General features: G+C 70.0%; 15 protein-coding genes and 1 pseudogene. 9 read left to right on the top strand and 7 right to left on the bottom strand.

Features of this window, described 5'->3' with window-relative positions; translation table 11 throughout:
* Positions 1 to 785, bottom strand: a pseudogene (locus tag ENSA5_RS05260) (hypothetical protein); the annotation flags it as partial.
* A gap of 179 nt (positions 786 to 964) precedes the next feature.
* Between ENSA5_RS05260 and ENSA5_RS05255 the strand changes: the two are divergent.
* A complete protein-coding gene (locus ENSA5_RS05255) occupies positions 965 to 1,390 on the top strand; it encodes a hypothetical protein (protein WP_106390450.1) in 426 nt (141 codons plus the stop codon).
* Between the two features lie 84 nt (positions 1,391 to 1,474).
* Here ENSA5_RS05255 and ENSA5_RS05250 read toward each other — a convergent pair whose 3' ends face one another.
* Together ENSA5_RS05250 and ENSA5_RS05245 are read right to left on the bottom strand one after the other, a co-directional pair.
* Entirely contained in the window at positions 1,475 to 2,248 is a 774-nt protein-coding gene (locus tag ENSA5_RS05250; protein ID WP_106390449.1) for a hypothetical protein, read from the bottom strand.
* Positions 2,249 to 2,331: 83 nt separating this feature from the next.
* A complete protein-coding gene (locus ENSA5_RS05245; RefSeq protein ID WP_146155349.1) occupies positions 2,332 to 4,071 on the bottom strand; it encodes a hypothetical protein in 1,740 nt (579 codons plus the stop codon).
* 202 nt (positions 4,072 to 4,273) lie between these two features.
* Between ENSA5_RS05245 and ENSA5_RS05240 the strand changes: the two genes are divergently transcribed.
* The 5 genes from ENSA5_RS05240 to ENSA5_RS05220 are packed head-to-tail and all read left to right on the top strand — an operon-like array spanning position 4,274 to position 7,951.
* Positions 4,274 to 5,386: a cobalamin-binding protein gene (locus ENSA5_RS05240; RefSeq protein WP_181197391.1), complete on the top strand. Its 1,113-nt coding sequence runs from the start codon at positions 4,274 to 4,276 to the stop codon at positions 5,384 to 5,386.
* 41 nt (positions 5,387 to 5,427) lie between these two features.
* Positions 5,428 to 6,144: a metallopeptidase family protein gene (locus ENSA5_RS05235; protein ID WP_106390446.1), complete on the top strand. Its 717-nt coding sequence runs from the start codon at positions 5,428 to 5,430 to the stop codon at positions 6,142 to 6,144.
* Positions 6,141 to 6,824, top strand: a complete 684-nt coding sequence (locus tag ENSA5_RS05230) for a hypothetical protein (RefSeq protein WP_106390445.1) — start codon at positions 6,141 to 6,143, stop codon at positions 6,822 to 6,824. Before ENSA5_RS05235 ends, ENSA5_RS05230 begins: the two co-directional genes overlap by 4 nt.
* Positions 6,825 to 6,847: 23 nt before the next feature.
* A complete protein-coding gene (locus tag ENSA5_RS05225; protein WP_146155348.1) occupies positions 6,848 to 7,597 on the top strand; it encodes a hypothetical protein in 750 nt (249 codons plus the stop codon).
* A 51-nt stretch (positions 7,598 to 7,648) separates the two neighbouring features.
* A complete protein-coding gene (locus ENSA5_RS05220; RefSeq protein ID WP_106390443.1) occupies positions 7,649 to 7,951 on the top strand; it encodes a hypothetical protein in 303 nt (100 codons plus the stop codon).
* A gap of 107 nt (positions 7,952 to 8,058) precedes the next feature.
* On the opposite strand, the gene ENSA5_RS05215 is transcribed toward ENSA5_RS05220, so the two are convergent.
* Positions 8,059 to 8,529, bottom strand: coding sequence for a redoxin domain-containing protein (locus ENSA5_RS05215; RefSeq protein ID WP_106390442.1), 471 nt, complete (start codon positions 8,527 to 8,529; stop codon positions 8,059 to 8,061).
* 249 nt (positions 8,530 to 8,778) lie between these two features.
* Between ENSA5_RS05215 and ENSA5_RS05210 the strand changes: the two genes are divergently transcribed.
* The 3 genes from ENSA5_RS05210 (at position 8,779) to ENSA5_RS05200 (ending at position 11,285) form a co-directional block, all read left to right on the top strand.
* Complete coding sequence (locus ENSA5_RS05210) at positions 8,779 to 9,198, top strand: rubrerythrin family protein (protein ID WP_106390441.1); 420 nt, start codon at positions 8,779 to 8,781, stop codon at positions 9,196 to 9,198.
* A gap of 108 nt (positions 9,199 to 9,306) precedes the next feature.
* Positions 9,307 to 10,719, top strand: coding sequence for a heterodisulfide reductase-related iron-sulfur binding cluster (locus tag ENSA5_RS05205; protein WP_106390440.1), 1,413 nt, complete (start codon positions 9,307 to 9,309; stop codon positions 10,717 to 10,719).
* The gene (locus ENSA5_RS05200) at positions 10,716 to 11,285 is read left to right on the top strand and encodes a DUF3501 family protein (RefSeq protein WP_106390439.1); all 570 of its coding nucleotides are present in this window, start codon (positions 10,716 to 10,718) and stop codon (positions 11,283 to 11,285) included. The genes ENSA5_RS05205 and ENSA5_RS05200 overlap by 4 nt, the downstream gene beginning before the upstream one ends.
* Positions 11,286 to 11,402: 117 nt before the next feature.
* Here the strand turns inward: ENSA5_RS05200 and ENSA5_RS05195 are convergent, their stop codons facing one another.
* The 3 genes from ENSA5_RS05195 to ENSA5_RS05180 form a co-directional block, all read right to left on the bottom strand.
* Positions 11,403 to 12,911: a glycine rich domain-containing protein gene (locus ENSA5_RS05195; RefSeq protein ID WP_181197390.1), complete on the bottom strand. Its 1,509-nt coding sequence runs from the start codon at positions 12,909 to 12,911 to the stop codon at positions 11,403 to 11,405.
* Between the two features lie 165 nt (positions 12,912 to 13,076).
* Positions 13,077 to 13,514 (bottom strand): MAPEG family protein, encoded by a 438-nt coding sequence (locus tag ENSA5_RS05185; RefSeq protein ID WP_106390437.1) that lies wholly within the window; start codon positions 13,512 to 13,514, stop codon positions 13,077 to 13,079.
* Positions 13,511 to 19,405 (bottom strand): AAA family ATPase, encoded by a 5,895-nt coding sequence (locus tag ENSA5_RS05180; RefSeq protein WP_106390436.1) that lies wholly within the window; start codon positions 19,403 to 19,405, stop codon positions 13,511 to 13,513. Before ENSA5_RS05180 ends, ENSA5_RS05185 begins: the two co-directional genes overlap by 4 nt.
* Positions 19,406 to 19,636 lie beyond the last annotated feature (231 nt).

The raw sequence follows: 19,636 nt of genomic DNA, 5'->3' as shown, positions 1-19,636 counted from the left end.
AGGTAGGCCGTGCCCGCGTCGCGGGCCGTCGCCGGGGCCTCAGCTGGGGACTCGCCGGGGGTCGGGTAGCTGAGGGGCGCGGGCCCGCTCGGGGCGAGGAGCAGCTCCTGGGTCGGGCCGGCCGCGGTGAAGTTGACACGATCGAGGCGCTGGCGATGGTGGGCCTGCTCGAGGGCCGCGCGCACGCGACCGGGGGAGAGGTCGAGGGCGTCGGCGAGGCGCAGGAGCACGAGGTCGTCGTTGCGCGCGTCGGAGACCCGGAGCGCGGCGAGCTCCGGCGAGAGCGCGCTGCTCGGCGCGGCGGGCCGGTCGGGCTTGGCCGCGGCCCGGCGCGGGCGCGGGCTCGGGCGCGGGCTCGGGCTCGGGCTGGCCTGGCGCGGGCGAGCCTCGAGGGCGGCGAGGTAGGCGGCCTCGCTGGCTTCGAATTCAATATTGTCGAGGCGCGAGCGGTGGTGGGCCTCGTTCAGATCGAGCTCGACCACGGCCGGCGGCGCGCCGAGGAGCTGCGCGAGCTGAACCTGCAAGGCCGGGTCGTGGCGGGCGTCGGAGCAGCGCAGCGCGCCGAGCTCCTCGGACATGCTCGGGCGCTCGCGCGGGGCGTCGTCGGGCCCCGGCCACAGGCGACCGAGGGCCTTGGGCAGCTTGGTCCGACCGTGGATCTGCTCGAGCCAGCTTTGCAGGTGTTCGCGATCAACGCCGAGAAGGGTCGCGAGGCCCTCGAGTTGCGCGGGCGTGGCTCTCGCGGCGCTGGTGCTCAGCTTGGCGAGCTGGTCCAGGGTCGTCACGGTCCCGGAGTAGAACACAGGCGCGGGCGCGACGGGAGAGAGTCTTCGGCCGACCCGCCGGCGAAGCGGGGCTGCTCGGGATCGCGCGTTGGGGCGCCCCGGGACCGCGCGCGGCCTCGCGCCAGATTTTTTTTGCTCAACCCTGCAACAAGCCCGAGGCCGGGCCGAGAACAGGGCTGATGGAGCCCACAACCACCCCCAAGCACTCCCTGACAACCCCCAACGCGAGCGAGCGCGCCAACCAACCCCGCGCCATCCAGTGGATCGGCGGCGTGGTCCGCCCGCGTGGCTTCCGCCACCGCGGCAAGCCCATGCGGGTCGCCGTCTGGATCGACCGCGCCGGCTCGATCGTGAGCGCCGCGATCGTTGAAGGCCACGGGCCGAGCGTGCTGCGAGAGCTGCTCGAGGAGCAACTCGCGCAGACCGAGGCGGCCAAGCGGCCGAGCGAGCTGGTCGTGTGGCCGAACGTCCGCGCCGCCTTTCGTGGGCTCGAGTACCCGGCGGTGGTCGTCGAGCACGACGCCTTCTTGACGGTCGTGGTCGAGGACCAGGCCGACTTCGGCAGGATCCCCGGCACCTTGCCGGTCCGCGTGGGCTGCTCCTAGCAGCCCGTGGTGCAATGCCTCGCGCCGCCTCGCTTGGCCTCTTCGCCGAGGGCTTTGTCGCCAAAACTTGCAGTACGCCCGCGGCTACTGCGATGACTCGGCGCCGAGGGTGCTGACGATCGTGGTCCGAATCCGCTCGCGGTAGCGGAACAACAAGAACGCCAGGCCAGGAAGGGCGAGCGCGCTCATGAAGAAGAGCGCGGCCAGGGTCTTTACGCGGACCGCGAATTCACCGGCGAGCCGGCTGAAGTCCATCACGTGCCCGCCGCCTTTGGCCTGCTCATAGATCTCGCGCAGCGCCTCGCTGGTCATCAGGCCAAACCCAAAGCGCAGGCTCTCGAAGACGATGAACAGGCCGCAGGCGGCATAGAGCGGGCGCTCGGCCGGGAGCTTGATCGCGGCGCCCGACAGCGCCCGATAGATGAACACCGTGGCGATGATCAGCTCATTGCCGTGGCCCATGAGCACGATGAGGTGACGGTGGGCGGGGCTGACGGCCACCACCATGAACAGGGCCCCGGCGGCGCCCCACGCCCACCTCGCCCGGGGGTTGGCGCGGTGCTGCCAGCCCATCCACGCGAGCAGGCCGAGCGGGACCAGCAGCAGGGCCCAGACGCGACCGCCCTGGAGCGTGATCCCGCCGCCGTAGGTGAAGTCGAAGGTCGGGATCGCGGGGTACCCAAACAGCCAGGCCGTGAGCGCGTGGCCCATCTCGTGGACCAGGATCGTCAGATAGCCAAAGATGAAACGCGGCAGCGGGAGCGCGCTGGCCAGCAACGCCAACCCTGCGCCGACTCCCAGCGACACCCAGCCCTGGCGCTCGACACGGGAGATCGCTGGCGTCTCGATGATGATCACCGCGGGAGTGTAGCTTGCGACCCGAGCGACCCGAGCGACCCGAGCGACGACCGACGTTCGAGTGTTGGCCCCGCTCGCCCGGCTCAGCGCACGCAGGCCTCGGGCGCCACGCCAGCGAGGCGCTGCCATCGCACCACCCGCACGCTCGGGCCCGCGGGTTGATACTCGAGCTCGACCGGCCCGCCCGCTCGCTCGACCGTGAGCCGGACCGGCTGCTCGGCGTCACCGAGCACGTAGTCGAGACTCAGCAGCCGATCGTCAGGGCGCAGCCCGGCCTTGGCCGCTGGCCCCTGCGGATCGAGGGCGGCGACGCTCGGCCGCTCGTCACCCGGGCCAGTCACGTCGACGAAGCCCAGCTCGAAGCGCCGGGTCTTGCCCTTGCGCGGACGAAAGCAGGGACCAAAGACATCGGCGGCGAGCGCCGGCCGCCGCCCGGCGCCGACGACCGCCTCGAAGTCGGCCCGCAGCGCGGCGGTCGGTGGCTGCTCGCGCGAGAGCTTGGACGCGACCCTGGCCAGGAGCTCGTCGAGGCTGAGCTCGCGGCGCTGGTCCGAGACGGCCGTCGCCACGAGCATGCGCAGGACCTCCTCGATCCGGGTCAATCCATGCTCGCTCTGGGCCACGAGCTGCTGGTCAAACCAGGCCATGACCATGGCCCCGCGGGCGGCGAGCTGGGCGCGGGCGTCGGCGGCCGGCTGCAGGCTCGCGGGGAGCTCGGGGTCCGCCGCGGCGACCAGCTCGGCGAGCTCGGCCAGGCTCAGCTCCCGCACGGGCGAGCTCGCAAGCTCCAGCTCGATGGCGTCGAGCTCGGCGGTGTAGTCCTCGTCGGCGAGCAGCCCGAGCTCGTAGAGCAGCTCGCGGGCGACGAAGCGCGTGGCGCCGAGCTCAAACCACAGGGCCCGCTCGTCGGCGTGCTCGAGCCCGGGCTCGAGCACTCGCGCGACGCCGCCGAGCCAGCGCGCGACCAGGGCCTGGGTCGTGTTGATGCGGACCGCGGCGTCCCACACCTTGTGGATGCCGACCGCGATGACCAGGCCGCGGCCGCGCAGCTCGGCGAGGACGCTGGCCTCGTCGGCGCTCGCCATCGTGCTGACCAGGATCGTGACGAAGGGGTCGGGCGTCGGCATGCCGATGTCGCTGTCGATCGCCGAGCGGACCCCCGCGACCTCGGCCGCCGACCAGCGCTGGTCGAAGCGGCTCAGCCCGATCCCGAGCCAGCGATCGTCGCCTTGCATGCTCTCGAACTCGGCCCACTCGAGCGAGCCGGCCACGAACGCGGCGCGGCGCAGCTCGAAGGCCCAGCCCTCGAACTCGGTCGAGGCCGCGGCCGCGAAGCTGCTGGCCGCGCGCAGCGGCGGCATGCCGGTGACGCCGTCCTCGCCAAGGCTGGACTCGAAGGCCCCGGTGTCGATGTCGATCGCCAGGGTCTGGCGGCGATCGCGGGCGCCCTCGGGCAGGAAGAGCAGGGCCTCGCCAGTCGCGAACAAGTGGGTGTCGTCGAGCGCGAGGCGAGCGAGGCGGCCGCGGTCGGCGGCGACTGGCGCGAGCACATAGTCGAGCTCCAGGGGGGGCGTTGGCGTGCGATCAAAGCTGAAGCGCAGGCCCGTCGACGGGCCCGCGGAGTCCTCGACCACCGCGCGGAGCGGCCCCTTGGCGTCGCCCGCGCGGACCTCGACCGGGCCGGCGAGGGGCCCGGCCAGGCTCCATGTCCGCAGGGCCTCGTCGGGCTCGGCCGGGCCACGAAGCTCGATGTGCACCGCGACGCTGGGGTCGGGCTCCAGCGCGGGGGTGATCCGCACACGCAAGCTGGGCTCGACGTCCACGGGCGCCACCGCGGCGGGCGTCGACGTCGCGGTCGACGTCGGGATCGGGGTCGGCGCGACCGCGGGGCGACAGGCCGCGGCCAGCAGCGCCGCCGCGCAAGCGCCCGTACGCAGGAATGCAAGCTCGTGTGCGCATCTCATGGTAGCGACGCCAGCTTCGCTCGGATCACGCGCGCGCGTCCAGGTGTTGCTACAAGGCCCCGTGGCCAAGCCCGCGCACCAGTGGCAGACCCGCCAGCACCTCGCCCTGCGGCGACCCGAGCGTCCCTTCGAGGAGGACCCGCGGTCCGAGGCGTTCACCCTCGAGTTCGCCGACGGCCGGGTCGGCTGGGCCCGCTGCGGCCTCGCGCAGCAGCAGGTCGATGAGCGCGGCGCGGCCGACCCGGACCTCGTCCACGCGGTCTCGTGCTGGCTCATCGCTCGCGGCGCTCGGACCATCGAGCTGGTCGCGGACTCGGGCCAGGTCCTCGCCCGCGGGCCGATCGCGCCCGCGACCCTCGAGCCCCCGCCCAAGGCCTCGGCGCCGCAGCGGCTGATCTCGATCTGCCCGTCCAACCTCGAGGCGATCTCGGCCCTGGGCTGCTTCGAGCGGGTGCTCGCGTGCGAGGACAGCTCCGACTACCCGCCCGAGGCCGCGCAGCTCGAGCGCCTCGGCCCCGACCTCGGGCCCGACCTCGACCGCGTCGCGGCGCTCGAGCCCGAGCTCGTGGTCTCGTCGCTCTCGGTCCCGGGCATGGAGCGCAACGTCACCGGGCTGCGCGCCCGCGGGGTCCCGCAGCTGGTCCTCGCCCCGCGCTCGATCGCCGAGGTCCTCGCCGAGCTCGAGCTGCTCGGTCGGGTGCTCGGCGTCGAGCGCCGCGCCGCACAGGTCGTCGGCGACATGCGCGAACAGATCGCGGCCCTCGAGCGCGACGCCGCGAGCCTCGGCGCGCCCGCGCGCGTGTACCTCGAGTGGTGGCCGCGGCCGATGTTCTCGCCCGGGTCCGCCTGCTACAGCAACGAGCTGATCGCGCTCGCGGGCGGCGTCAACGTGTTCGGAGATCGGCCCGGCTCGAGCCTCGAGATCGACGCCGACGAGCTCGTCGGCGCCGATCCGGAGGTCTGCTTCGTGTCGTGGTGCGGGGTCGCGGCCGACAAGCTCGACGTCGACAGGCTGATCGAGCGCCCGGGGCTCGAGGCCCTGCGCGCCGCTCGACGCGGCCAGGTCTACGCCCTCGACGAGCGCTTCTCCGGGCGCCCGGGCCCGCGGATGCTCGAGGCCGCGCGGATCATGGCCGCAGGGATCCGCGCGGCCCGGTCCGCGGCGCCGCGCTGAGGAGCTTGGTGTGTTTGACCCGCGCCTGTTAACCTCGCCGAGTGCCGAGGTACGACGACCTTGCCGACCCGCGCTGGCTCGCGCTGCAAGACGCGCTCGACGAGCGTGACTTCGACAAGGCCGAAGCCCTCGTCGATCAGCTCGCCGCCGAGCTCGGGCCCGAGCACCACAAGGTCCTCTACGAGCGCGCGACCGTCGACTGGGAGCGCGACGGGCCCGAGGCCGGGATCGCGTCGCTCGACAAGCTGCTGCGTCGCTACCCCGAGCACGTCAACGCCCACTACCTCCGCGCGCTCGCCTGCGAGGAGGCCAACGACCGCGAGGGCATGATCATCCACTTCCTCGAGGTCCTGCGCCTCGACACCCGCGAGGCCGAGCTTCGCGGGCGCCACACCGAAGAAGATCTGACCCTGATCGAGTCCACCGCCGAGCGGGTCCTGAGCGAGATCCCCGAGCAGTTCCAGCCCCTCCTCGAAGAGGTCCCGGTCGTGCTCGAGGCCTTCCCCCACGAGGGCCTCGTCCGCGAGGGCTTCGATCCCCGCGCCCTCGGCCTGTTCGAGGGCCTCGAGTCGGGGCGCTTCGCGGCCGGCGACTCGGCCCACGCGCCGACCCGCATCGTGCTCTTCTACGCCAACTTGCTGGCCGACTTCCCCGACCACGACACCCTCGTGAACGAGGTCGAGATCACGATCCTCCACGAGGTCGGCCACTTCTTCGGGCTCGACGAGGACGACGTCGAGCGGCTCGGGCTCGGATGACGCGGGCGACGCTGCTGCTGGCGCTCGTCGCCTCGCTGAGCGCGTGTCGGCCGGCCGCGCCGGCCCCCGCGCCCGCGCCCTCGCGTCCGTCCGCGTCGAGCTCGGGCGCGGTGAGCGAGAAACCCAGGGCGGTCGAGCCCGAGGCTCCCGACGAGCCCGAGGCTCCCGGCGAGCCCGGCGCTCCCAGCGAGCCCGGCGCCTGGACGGCGGTCTTGGGAGCCTCAGCCTGCGAGCTCGGCTGCGCCGACGTCCACGACTGTGTCGTCGTCGAGGGCGAGCAGAGCCCCGCGGCCGCGGCCGCGATCGAGCTCAGCTGCCTCGACGCCTGCCTCGCGGCCCCGGACCGCGACCCGGCCACGCTGTACGGCTGCGAGCGGCCCTCGACCCACGAGGCGCCGACCTGCGAGCCCTTCCTCGCCTGTGTCCGCGGCGCCTGGCCCGACCGCCGCTCCGAGCGGCCGCCTCTCGTCGAGTACAACGGCTGTGAGCTGGCCTGCCTGGCCTTCGCTCGCTGTTACGACCGCGAGCGAACCGACCAGGACCGGGACGGGATCCAAGAATGTACCCGCGAGTGCGGCGAGGTCCTCGACGACGAGCAACAGCAGGCCGTGGGCGCGTGCGCCTCGCTGTCGAGCTGCGAGGACGTGATCGAGTGCATCATCGCGCACCCGGGCGCCTGAGCGGCCGTGGTAGCCTCTGCCTCGTGCCGCGCCCCTGGCCATCCACCGCCGTCGCAGCCTTGTTTGGAGCGGGGCTGCTGATCGCCGGCGCGTGCAACAAGTCCGATCAGGGCGCCCCGAAGGCCGACTCCCCCAACGCCTCGGTCGCCGGAACCGAGGCCAACACCCACGCCCGGACCCGCGCCAACAAGGCGGCCTCGGCGGAGGCCTCGGCGGACGCGGGGACCGGCCTCGCCCGGGCGCTGGTCTCGGTCGCGTCGACCAGCGCGAGCGAGGCCGAGCCCTGCGAACGAACCTGCGGGCGGCTCAGCGACTGCCTGCGCGAGAGCGACGACTTCCGCGCCTCCGAGGCCGGCGGGCTCGAGCTCGAGTGCCTGAGCCTGTGCGTCCACGCGCCCGACGACTCCCCAGCCCGGGCCTCGTTCCTGGCTTGCGAGCAGCGCGACGACTGCGGCGCCGTGCGTAGCTGCGCCGCCGACGGCTGGACCGAGCTCGCCGAGGTCAGCCACGGGCCCGCGATCGAGGGCATCACCGCCGCCGCCGGCGATCCCTGCAAGGCTGGCTGCCGGTGGATGTACTCGTGCCTGATCAGCGGGGCCCCGCCCGGCGAGGCCTACCTCGACCCGCAGTTCGAGGAGCAGATGATCACCTGCGAGAACAGCTGCGACTCGCTCGATCCCGCCGACCGCGAGACCTTCGTCTACCTCGCCGAGTGCCTGCCCAACCACTGCGGCTTCGGCCAGGGCGACGAGTGCTGGAACTACAACTACTGACGAGTTCGACGTTTTTTTGGCCGGACAATCGCCCCATGCAACGGTCCTGGCATGAAGCTCGCCGCCCTCGAGTCCCGCGTTGAGGAGATCGTGTCCGAACTGGCCCAGTTCCACGGCTACCGAACCGTGTGGCTGAGCGAGCGCGGCAAGCTCGTTCACGCCGAGCCCGAGGACATGCTCGAGGATCGGGGCTTTCGCTATGTCGCGACCTTGTTCCAGCCGAGCCGCGAGGAGCTGACCGCCGCCGCGCTCGAGGTCGTGCCCGTCGAGCTCGACGAGCCCCTGCGCCCGGCGATGGCGAGCTGGGACACGCCGCTGCCGAGCCTCGACGGCAACCTCGTCGCGGCGCTCTGAGCTGCCCGCTCGGACCGGCCTGACCAACGAAAGACGGAGCCCGCCGGCGTCGCCGGGGGCTCCGTTCGTCGTTGCGCGGAGGCAGCCAGGGCTAGCACCCCGGGCTGCTAGCCGAGCGCCCGAACCGCGGCCTGGACCGCGTCGTAGTCGGGCTCCTGGCCGGGGTTGTCGGCGACCCACGCGAAGCGGAGCTTGCCCTCCTTGTCGACCACGAACACCGAGCGCTTGGCCGCGGTGTAGCCCGCGAGGCCGGCAAAATCATCGTGCGCGACGCCGTAGGCCTGGACGGCTTTGCGCGCGTAGTCGGACAAGATCGGGAAGTTGAGCTTGTTGCGCTCGGCGAAGGCCGCGTTGGCGAAGGGCGCGTCGACGCAGACGCCGTAGACCGCAGCGTCGAGCTCGTTGAACTGCGCGAGGGAGTCGCGGAAGGTGCACAGCTCCTTCTCGCAGACCCCCGTGAACGCGGCCGGGAAGAACGCGAGCACCACGTTCTTGCCGCGCTGCTCGGACAGCGTGACGGCCTCGCGCTTGTTGTCGGGGAGGGTGAAGTCGGGAGCGTCGGAACCGATGTCGGGCATGAGGCGCGCAGTCTATCCCCGGGCCCGAGCGCCCTCCACCCGCGCCTGGCTCACGCGCCGCCAACTCTCTCGCGCAGCCGCAAAACACGTGAGCTTTTGGGCTCGCCCCCGCGGTGGTGGCATCGCCGTCTGACGCGTGATAAGTCGGACGAGGCGCCGATCCACGGCGCCCCCCGTGCCGCGTGCCAGGCTCAGCTCGAGCCGGCACCCGCGACACCGACCGTCCACACAAATTTCAGGAGATCCAAGATGGCAGAGCTCAAGGGAACCAAGACCGAGGACAACCTCAAGGCGGCCTTCGCCGGCGAGTCGCAGGCCAACCGCCGCTACCTCTACTTCGCCAAGATCGCCGACGTCGAGGGCTTCCCCGAGGTCGCCGGCAACTTCCGCGACACCGCCGAGGGTGAGACCGGCCACGCCCACGGCCACCTCGACTACCTCAAGCGGACCGGGGACCCGGCGACCGGGCTCCCGATCGGCGACACCGAGAACAACCTCAAGGCGGGCATCGCGGGCGAGACCCACGAGTACACCGACATGTACCCGGGCATGGCCAAGACCGCGCGCGAAGAGGGCTTCGGCGAGATCGCCGACTGGTTCGAGACCCTGGCCAAGGCCGAGAAGTCCCACGCCGGCCGGTTCGAGCGCCTGCTCAAAGAGCACTTCTAGCCCGACCCGAGCGCAAGCTCCACAGACGGCCGCCCAGTTGCAGAACTGGGCGGCCGTCTGTCGTTGGGCGCGCGCCGCCGCCTGGGCTATAGACTCGAGGCTACCCGCATGGCCGACACCCCGCAGAACATCTCCTACGAGCCCACCGACGGCCTGACCTACGACCCCAACGACCACCTCTACTGGAGCGAGGCGGCCCTCGCCAAGGAGGTCACCCGGGTGTTCGAGGTCTGCCACGGCTGCCGCATGTGCTTCAAGTACTGCGACTCGTTCCCGAACCTCTTCGACCTGATCGACAACAAGTACGACGGCGACGTGACCCGCCTGAGCAGGCAAGACAAGGACGCGGTCATGGACGCCTGCTTCCAGTGCAAGCTGTGCGAGGTCCAGTGCCCCTACACCCCGCGCGACGGGCACAAATTCCAGCTCGACTTCCCCAAGCTCGTCCACCGCTACCAGGCCCAGCGCGCCGCCGACCACGGGCCCTCGCTGCGCGACCTCGCCCTGCGCGATCCCGATCGGACCGGGGCCCTGGCCCGCGCGAGCGTCGGCCTGGCCAACAAGATGAACCGGGTCGGGATTCACCGGTGGTTCATGGAGAAGGTCGTCGGCATCCACCGCGACAAGCAGCTGCCCGACTTCGCGCTCGAGACCTTCGATCGCTGGGCGACCAAGACCGGGCGCGCGGGCCAGCTGCCCGGCGGCGAGGTCGTGCTGTTTCAGACCTGCTACGTCCAGAACAACGAGCCGCAGATCGGCCGCGACACCGTCGAGGTGTTCGAGCGCAACGGCGTCGACATTCGCTGCCGCCGCGACTTTCAGTGCTGCGGGATGCCAGCGTGGGAGGGCGGCGACCTCGCCGGGGTCCGGGCCAAGATCCACCACAACGTCGCCCTGCTCGAGCCCTACGTCGACGCCGGCGCCAAGGTCGTTGCGATCAACCCGACCTGCTCGATGATGCTGCGCCGCGAGTGGCCCGAGCTCGTCGAGCGCGAGCACAAGGAGCGGGTCCAGAAGGTCGCCGACGCCGTCCGCGATCCCGGCGAGTTTCTCTGGGGTCTGCGCAAGCAGGCCCGCTTCAACACCGAGTTCGCGTCGAAGCCCGAGGCCGAGGGCTTCGCCTACCACGTGCCTTGCCACCTCCGCGCGCAGTCGGTCGGGTTCAAGGGCCGCGACCTGATCCGCAAGCTGCTCGACGTCAAGCCCGCGACGGTCATGGAGTGCTGCGGCCACGACGGAACCAGCGCGATGAAGGTCGAGAGCTTCGAGTACTCGATTCGCGTGGGCAAGAAGGCCTTCGACCAGATGAAAGAGGCCAAGACCGAGCTGTGGGCGACCGACTGCCCCCTCGCGGCGATCCAGTTTGAACAGCACGCGGGCGTGAGCCCGATGCACCCGATGTCGATCCTCGCCCGGGCCTACCGCGGCGACAGCTTCGACCCCAAGGCCGCGCCCAAGCCCGACGACGGCAAGCGCCACCTCCCGATCCTCAGCCCCGAGCCCGCCAAGGACGACGCATGAAGCCCGTACAGCGCACCGAGATCCTCGACTACGTCACCTACAACGAGCGCCGCGACGCCGTGCGCGACTCGGCCCTCGCGGCCAAGAACCTGCGCCGGATCCTCGTCGGCGAGTGGTTCGCGTTCTTGTTCGAGAACCGCGAGACCGTGCGCTACCAGATCCAGGAGATGGTCCGCGTCGAGCAGATCGTCAAGGAGGCCGACATCCAGCACGAGGTCGACACCTACAACGAGCTGCTCGGGTCGCAGGGCAGCCTGTGCGCGACCTTGCTGATCGGGATCGAGGACGAGGCCGAGCGCGGGGTCAAGCTCGGCGCGTGGCTCGGGCTGCTCGACCACATCTACGCCAAGATGGCCGATGGGGAGCGGCGCACGCCGACTTGGGATCCGCGCCAGGTCGGCGAGGGCCGGCTGTCCTCGGTCCAGTACTTGAGCTTCGAGCTCGGCGGTCAGGCTCCGGTCGCGCTCGGGGTCGACTGGCCCGAGCAAGAGCTGGTGATCGAAGCGGCCCTCGACGAGAGCCAGCGCGCGGCCTTGCAGGCTGACCTCGACGAGGCTGACGCCTGAGCGCGGCTCGGCTCGCTCGCGCCAAACGAGCGCGCCGAACCCTGCGAGAGGGTCCGGCGGCTCGGTCGCCCGTTCGAGGCTACGAGGCTACGAGGCTACGAGGCTACGAGGCTACGATCACCAGCTGATGATGACCTGGCCGTTGCCCTCCCGGACGTCGGCCTCGTTGTCCGGGTTGGCGCCGGCGTTGAACGAGCCGCCACCACCACCGCCGTAGTAGTAGCAGCTGCCCCCGGCGCCACCGCCCGAGTAGCCGCCGCCGCCGCCGGCGGTGTGCAAGGCATTGCAGATGTTGGGCGCGCAGCCGCAGCCCCCACCGCCGCCGAAGCCACCGTGGCCTCCGTAGTTGCACGCCGGGGTGCCGGCCGGGTTTAGCATCACCGAGCTCCAACCGTTGCCGCCCGAGCCCGACACCGACTTGCCGTCGCTGCCGTTGGTGCCCCCGGGCGCGTTGCCGAATTGGTCGTCGCTGCGGCTGCCCGAGCCGTCCTCGGTGATGACGCCGGGCTTGCCGTAGTAGTGGGGCTGACCGTTGTTGGTCAGCGAAGAGCCGCCCCCGCCGCCCGCGACGATCATCGGCTCCACCTCGCCATCGGTCCACACGAAGCTGCCGCCGCCGCCGCCACCGGCTCCGTTGGCGGCGTTGCCCTGACTGGCGTCGGTGCCCCGTTGACCCACGATGACCTTGAGCACCTGACCCTCGACGACCTCGAAGTCGCCCTTCATCCGCGCCCCCTTGCCGCCATCGCCGGTGAGGGCGACATTGTCACCGCCTTGGGCGCCCCAGACCTCGATGGTCAGGGTCTCGGCGCACGGCGGCACGATGAATTCGTCGATCTGGCCGGTGTAGTCGAACTGCTGGACGCCGTTGGGATCGCCGGGGTTGTCGCAGGTGCCCCCGCACAGCGGGGTCTCGCAGCCGTCGAGCCCGATGTCCATGTTGCAGTCGCCCCAGCCCTGGTCGCAGATCCCCAGGCACATGGCGCAGGTCCCGTTGTCCGGGTCCATGCCGTCGCACTCCTCCATCATGTCCTGGACGAAGCCGTCGCCGCAGGATGCGATCTCGCAGCTCGACAGGCACGCGCCCATGTCGGAGTTGTTCACGCCCTCGTCGCAGCCCTCCACGCCCATGTGCACGAAGCCGTCGCCGCAGGTCGCGGTGACACAGGTCGACAGGCAGTCGTCGCTGTCGTCGTCGTTGCCGTCGTCACACTCCTCCGGGCTCATCCCGTTCAGGTTGACGAAGCTGTCGCCGCAGGTCGCCGCGACGCAGGTCGACAAGCAGTCGTCGTCGTCGTTGGGGTTGCCGTCGTCGCATTCCTCGCCAGCGTCGACGACACCGTCTCCACAGACGCCCCCGGGGTCGCCGTCGCCGTCGCCGTCGCCGTCGCCGTCGCCGTCGCCGTCGCCGTCACCGTCACCGTCACCGTCGCCGTCGCCGTCGCCGGGGTCACCGTCGCCGTCGCCAGGGTCACCGTCGCCGTCGCCGGGGTCACCGTCGCCGTCGCCCGTGTCGCCGTCGCCGTCGCCGCCTGTCTCCGTCGTCGGATCCTGTGGATCGCTGCTGCTGGTGTCGTCGGCGCAACCGAGCGAGAGGCCGAGCAACAACGCCACGCTGGCGGCCAAGCGCTGAGAGAGTGGGTAGGTCGTAATTCGAAACTTCACAACGCAGCCTATCCGACGCGGCCGCGTCCCGTCCCCCACCGGTCGAAGTGTCTGGCGCGCGAGTCGATCATATCGACCAGCAGCCCGCGCACAGCTGCCAAAACAGTCGGCTCGATTCTGCGCGTTTTATCCGGCGAGCAAGGCCCAGATCAGCGCGCCCATGAAATAGACCAAGACCGCGTAGCCCAGGCCCGTCGCGATGAGCACTTGCGCGCGGATGCTCCGACCGAGGCGAGAGCCGAGCATCAAGGGGTACAAGGCTCGCGCCGCGACGTAGATCGCGCCACCGATCGTCGCGCCGCGAGGCCCGATGAACACGGCGTTGAGCCAGAGCAACACGAGCAGCGGGGGCATGTGCTCGAGCATGTTTAGCTGGGTGCGATCGGCCGCGAGCATCTCGCGGTCCTGCCCGAAGTAGCGGTCGAACTTCTCACCGCGCTCGAGGTACTCGCGCTGGAGCCGGACCTTGACCCGGAGCTGGTGGACCTGAAACCCGTAATACAAGCCCAAATAGGCCAGCGTGACGACGATGGGCCCGGTCTGATCTGTGATGGAGAGTGTCATTCGTCCAAGGCCTCGCGGACCCTGCGAGCGAGCAGCTCGCGGGTGAAGGGTTTCTTCAAAAAGGCTTGCGCGCCCGCGTCGACCCCGGGCGTGGTGATCGAGTCGTCGATGTAACCCGAGACGTAGAGCAGCGCCATGTCGCGGAACTTGTTGAGGACCTGCTCGGCGATCTCGCTGCCGCTGGCGTCTGGCAGCACGACGTCCGTCACCAGCAGATCGATCCAGTCGCTGTCGGCGGCGATCTTCAGGGCCTGCTCGCCGCTGGCCGCCTCGAGCACCGTGTAGCCTTGCTGGGTCAGGGTCGTGACCATGAGCTTGCGGACGCTGACCTCGTCCTCGACCACCAAGACGGTCTCGCGCCCGCTCGCGAGGTCGTCGCCAAGCTTCGAGGGGACCCCGTCGGAGCGGTCGACGACCGGGAGATAGACCGAGAAGGTCGTGCCCACGCCGACCTCGCTGTCGACCTCGATGAAGCCCCCGCTTTGCTTGACGATGCCGTGCACCGTCGACAGCCCGAGGCCCGTGCCCTTGCCCGCGGGCTTGGTCGTGAAGAAGGGGTCGAAGATCCGCTCGCGCGTGACCGCGTCCATGCCCTCGCCGAAGTCCTGGACCTCCAGCAGCAGGTAGAGGCCGGGCTCGAGGTCCTCGTGGCGCCACAGCTTGGCCGGGCTCAGCTCGCTCTGCGAGGTCCGCACGAGGATCTTTCCGCCCTTGGGCATCGCGTCGCGGGCGTTGACGACCAGGTTGAGCGCGACCTGCTCGAGCTGGCCCGGATCGACCCGGACCCAGCCCAGGCCCTCGCGCAGATCGAGGATGAGATCGATGCCCTCGCCGATCAGGCGCTGGAGCATCTTGGTCATGGCGGCGACGCTCTCGTTGAGGTCGAGCACCCGCGGCTGCAAGATCTGCTTGCGGCTGAAGGCCAGCAGCTGACGGGTCAGGCCGCCCGCGCGCTCGGCCGCGGCCATGATCTCGTCGAAGGCGTCCTCGGCGGGGTACAGGCCCTCGCGCGCGAGCTCGGCGCTGCTGAGGATCACGCTCAGGAGGTTGTTGAAGTCGTGGGCGACGCCGCCAGCGAGGGCGCCAACCGCCTCCATCTTTTGCGACTGCCGCAGCTGCGACTCGAGCTCGCGGTGCTCGGTGTCGTCGCTGCTGATCAAGGTCACGCGCACGACCTCACCGTCGCGCAGGATCGGGCTCAGGCGCGTCGTCCACCACAGGCGCTCGTCGCCCTCGCCGAGGATCTCGGCCTGGAAGCTGGAGTGCTCGCCCGCGTCGAAGACCTCGGTGATCGCGGCGCTGACTCGGTCGTGGTACTCGGGGGCAAAGAGCGTGGCCATGCGCCGACCGACGAGCTCCTTGCCCTCGCCGACGACCCCGCGGTTGATGAATTTGATGAAGCCCTCGCGATCGACGATCGCGATGTTGTCGGGGGCGTGCTCGACCAGCGAGCGCCACTGGGCTTCGCGGCCGCGCAGCGCGTCGAACAGCCGGGCGCTCTGGAGTGAGATGCCGGCCTGCGCGGCGAGGTGGTCGAGGAGCGCGAGGCGGTCGGGGGTGAACACGCCGGTCGACAGGCGATTCTCGAGGTAGAGCACGCCGACCAGCTCGTTGCGGCTGAGGATCGGCACGCAGACGATCGACAGGACCTTCCTCGCCGCGGCGGCCGGGTCCGCGCAAAAGTCTGGATCTGTCCGGGCGTCGCGGATGATCCGGGGCTTGCGCGTGCGCGCGACCAGACGAACCAGCGAGGTCGGCACCATCAGCTCGGCCTCGGCGAGCGGGATCGGCTCATGGATGCGGCCGGTCGAGCCCTCGCTGTCGTTCTCGACGACGACGTGGAGCGCCTCGTCGAACTGTTGGATCAGGACCCCACGCTGGGCCCCGGCGTTCTCGATCGCCGCGGCCAGGACGCTCGAGACGACCTCGTCGTGGCTCTGCCCGCGCGTGATCCCCAGCGTACTCTTGAGCACGCTGGCGACGTCCAGCGAGTCGCCCATCACCGAGGTCGTCGCCGAGACCGTCTCGTGGATGCTGTAGGGGACCGCGGAGGAGCCCGATCGGAAGCGAATGCTGGGATGGTCACGCTCGATCTGGGCGACCTTGGCGACGGCGCCCCAGGCCTCGTAGAGATCGTGGGCACGTAGCGCGGGCGTCTGCGCCAGCCCCTCCCAGCCGCGCGCGACCATGAGCAGGGCCAGCCGCTCCCAGGCCAAGGCCTCGATCTGGGGGAAGTGCCCGGCGGCTTCACGTGCGGCGCGCTCGTAGGTGTCTTGGGCGCGCACGGTCTGACCTCGGATCCGCGCGCGCTCGGCCTCGAGCAGGAGCAGGTGGGGGCCGAGGTTGCCCTCGTAGACCGCGACCCACTTTTTTAGCTGGCGCAGGCTCGCGCGAAGGACTCGGCGCAGGCGACCGAGTTGGTCCTGGCGGCCGTCGTCGTAGGCGATGGCGGCGGCCAGGCCTCGGTAGAACACGAACTCGGGGTAGAGGTAAAAGCCAAACAACCCCTCCCCCGCCTTGGCCACGACGACCTCGGAGAGGGCCAGCGCACGCTCCGGCTGGCCGAGGAACACCAGGGGCTGCATCGCCCAGTTGACGGCGACGCAGCGCGGATAGAGCAGGGTGAAGTCGTTGGGGTCGAAGTCGTCGGGGACCTCGGTGCCCTCGAGGGCCTCGGACATGCGGACCCGAACACGAATGGCCTCGGCGAACTCGACCATGCCCGTGTTGCTGGCGAAGCGAACCGCCTCTTGCGCGTCTACGCGGACGATATCGAGGGGCCGCCCCATCGCCGACTGATAGCCAACGCGATGGAGGATCGCATAAGTCGCGTACTCGAGGTCACCCTCCTCGCGGGCCAACTCGAAGCTCGACTCCACGCCCTCGAAGCACTGCGAGTAGGGGCGCGTCCAGTGCAAGACGATGCTGTATGCCAGCAAGACCGTGATGCCGCGTTTGGTCGCGTTGGGCTCGTGGATCAGCTTCAAGGCGTGCTTGGCGAGTTCGGCGGCCCCGTGATAGTCACCCAGGCCGCCTGCCATCACCATTCCTACCAGCGCCAGATAGTTACCCAGGCTGGGGGTCCTTCCATTGCGCAGGCTCTCCAGCCCCGTCAAGACAATCGTGACCACGGACAAGGTGCCGCCAGCCACGAACGCGGGGCCCACCAGCTTCCCCAACAGATCCATGCGCAGCTGCGCCGCCGGATCTTCGCAAGCCGCGAGTTGATCGATGGCGGCCCGGATCTTGGCCCGAAACGCCCACTTCATGTGCAACAGCGCAGAGATGACCACGTGGGGCCCCGGCGACCGGGACAGGCGCAGGCCGAGCTTGTCGAGCCCCGCCAGAGCGGCGCGAATCCCGTCTTCATGCCGACTTGCGATCGTGCAAGCGTCGAGTCGTATGAAGGCGATGTTGGCATATTCGAGGGGATCCAACGCAGACGCCATGAGCTCGTCGAAGAGCTCGGACGCGCGCTCGTAGTCCCCCATCAGCGAGACGCAGCGAGCATGCTGCACGCCCAGCGAGAGCTCGAGAGCGTCGTGACTTTCGCTAATCCCCCCAGCCGAGGACGCACCGCCCTCACACGCCCGCGCGCGTGCGACCGCCGCGAGCCCGGCCTCGAGGTATCGCGCGGCCATCATCGAGGCCGATGCGCGCAGCCCGGCCCGACCTGCCTGGAGGTTGAGTTCGGCGAGGTCCCACAGGCGCCCAGCGTCATCTTCAGCCTCGATTGTTCGGTTGAGGTGATCGACGATCTCGTAGATTCGTTCGTGAAGCTGAGCGTCGGGTGTGTTGTCCCGCAAGAAGCGGCCGATCCGTTGACGGTAGCGAAGCTCCTTCTCGGGATCGAGCCAATGCCTCGCCCCCTCCTCGATGCGATCATGGGTAAAGCAGACTTCTGACTCTGACAGGGCCAACAAGCCCTCATCCGCCAGCGAGGTCACGTGGGGCAGCAGCTCGACCGGCCGTCGCTCGAGCGCGGCCGCCAAGCCCGTCAAGTCGAAGCGGCTCCCGACGCAGGTCGCCCCCGCGAGGACCTCGCGCAGCTCCGGCGACAGCCGCTCGAGCTTGGCCTTGATCATGCCGAGCGCGTCACCGGGGATCCCCGACTTGCGAACGGCGTCCGCGCTCCAGGTCCATCCCGAGGGTCCACGGGTCAGCGCCCCCTCCTGCTCCAGTAAAACCAGGAGCTGCCGAACCAGGAGCGGGTTGTTGTCCGTGCGCCCAGCCAACGAACCGGCCAACTCGGCGGCGCGCTCGAAGCCGACCTTCAAGGTGTCGCAGACCAGCTCGGTCACGGCCACCGCGGAGAGCGGCAAGAGCTCGAGCTCCAACACTTCGTCGACGCGTTGGGCGAGGCCTCGCAGCGGGTGGTCGGCTCCGACATCCTCGCTGCGATAAGCGCCGATAACCAACAGCCCCTTGGCGTCGCTGGCCGTGACCAGATGCTCAATCACACGCAGACTGATCGGGTCGCTCCACTGCAGATCGTCGAGAAACAAGACCACCGGGTGCTCGGGCGCAGCGATCGTCGCGACCAGCCGACCAAGCGCGATGAGCAAGCGGTTGCGAGACTCGAGGGCCCCGAGCTCGAGGGCGTCGGGCTGAGCTCCCAGGAGGTGCTCGAGCTCCGGGACCAGGGGCACCAACACCGAGGCCGTCGAATCGAGCTCCTCGCTCAGCCGGCGCTCCCAGGCCTCGACCCGGTCTTCGTCCTCGATCAGCAGGCGGTCCACGAGGCGCGAGAGCGCCTGGGTGACGCCCAGCAGAGGCATGTTGCTGCGAAACTGCTCGAATTTTCCAGCGGCGAAGTAGCCCTCTCGCTCGGCGAGCTGGGGCTGCAGCGAATGGATCAGCGCGGTCTTGCCGATACCCGACGGCCCGTGAAGGAGCAGAAGCTCCGCCTGCCCCCGACAAGCCCGCTCGAACGCCTCGGACAAGCGCTCGACTTCGGTCGAACGCCCATAGAGCCGGTCGGGCAGCTCGAGGCGCTCGGAGGCGTCACCGAGCCCGACCTCGAAGCTGGGGATCTCGAATCCATGGCGCTCTCGCTGGCAGCGCTCGAAGTCGTACAAGAGCCCCCGAGCCGACTGGTAGCGGTCGATCGGATCTTTGGCCAGCAGACGCGCGATGATCGATGCGAGGACCTCGGGGAGCTCGGGGCGCACCTGGCTGATCAAAGCCGGCACCCGGGCGAGGTGGGCGTGGACCAGCCGAAGTGGCTCGGTGTCGGTGAACGGCGGACGGCCGGTCAGCATCTGAAAGCAGGTCGCGCCCAGCGAGTAGAGATCGCTGCGATGGTCGACGGCGCGAGTCGTCCGTCCGGTCTGCTCGGGCGCGAGGTAGGGCAGCGTGCCCGCGTTGACGCCTGGATCGTAGATCTCACGGTGATCGCGCTCGAGCGCGACCGAGATGCCGAAGTCGGCGAGGCAGACCTCGAGGGTGTCGGGGTCGACGAGGATGCTGCTCGGCTTGATGTCGCGGTGGATGACGCGCCGCGCGTGGACCTCGGCGAGGATCGCCGTGATCTTGACGGCGATCGCCAAGAAGGTCTCGATGTCGAGCGCGCGACCGTTCATGAACGCGCCGAGATCGATGCCGGGGAAGCGCTTGAGAATGAGGACGTGCTGCTGGCCCGCGCGGACCAGATCCACGGCCTCGACCGCGCCCGCGACCCCGAGCGAACTCAGGAGCTGATACTCGTGCTCGAAGTGGCCCTCGGTCCCGTCCTTGTTGGCCAGGTAGAACTTCGCGATCACAGCGAAGCCGTCACGATTGCGCGAGGCGTGATAGACGGCCGTGCTCCGGGTCTTCCGGATCAGCCGCTGGAGCTCATAGCCATCGAGGAAACCGAGCGAGGGCTCTTTTCGTGCCTCGGACTGCGTCATTCACGGGCTCGTGAGCAGTAATGTAGCGTCAATCGACGGCCGCAAGAAGCGTTGTGTCCCGAACGAGCGAGATCGCTCTCGCAAGCCGAGCTTCCTGCGCACGCACGCGCGCGGATGGGACTCAAAAGGGCCACCGGTTCGCATCCGCGCCAGCGTCGACGGCGCTCCATGACCGTGAGCGCCTGCTGGGAGCCGAGTCACCGTTTGACGCTCGTACAATGTGAGGCAGGG

Source organism: Enhygromyxa salina, from assembly GCF_002994615.1.
In the GTDB taxonomy this organism is placed as follows: domain Bacteria; phylum Myxococcota_A; class Polyangia; order Nannocystales; family Nannocystaceae; genus Plesiocystis; species Plesiocystis salina_A.
Note: the sequence above shows the minus strand (reverse complement) of the source record. Positions and strands in the feature narration are given on the sequence as shown.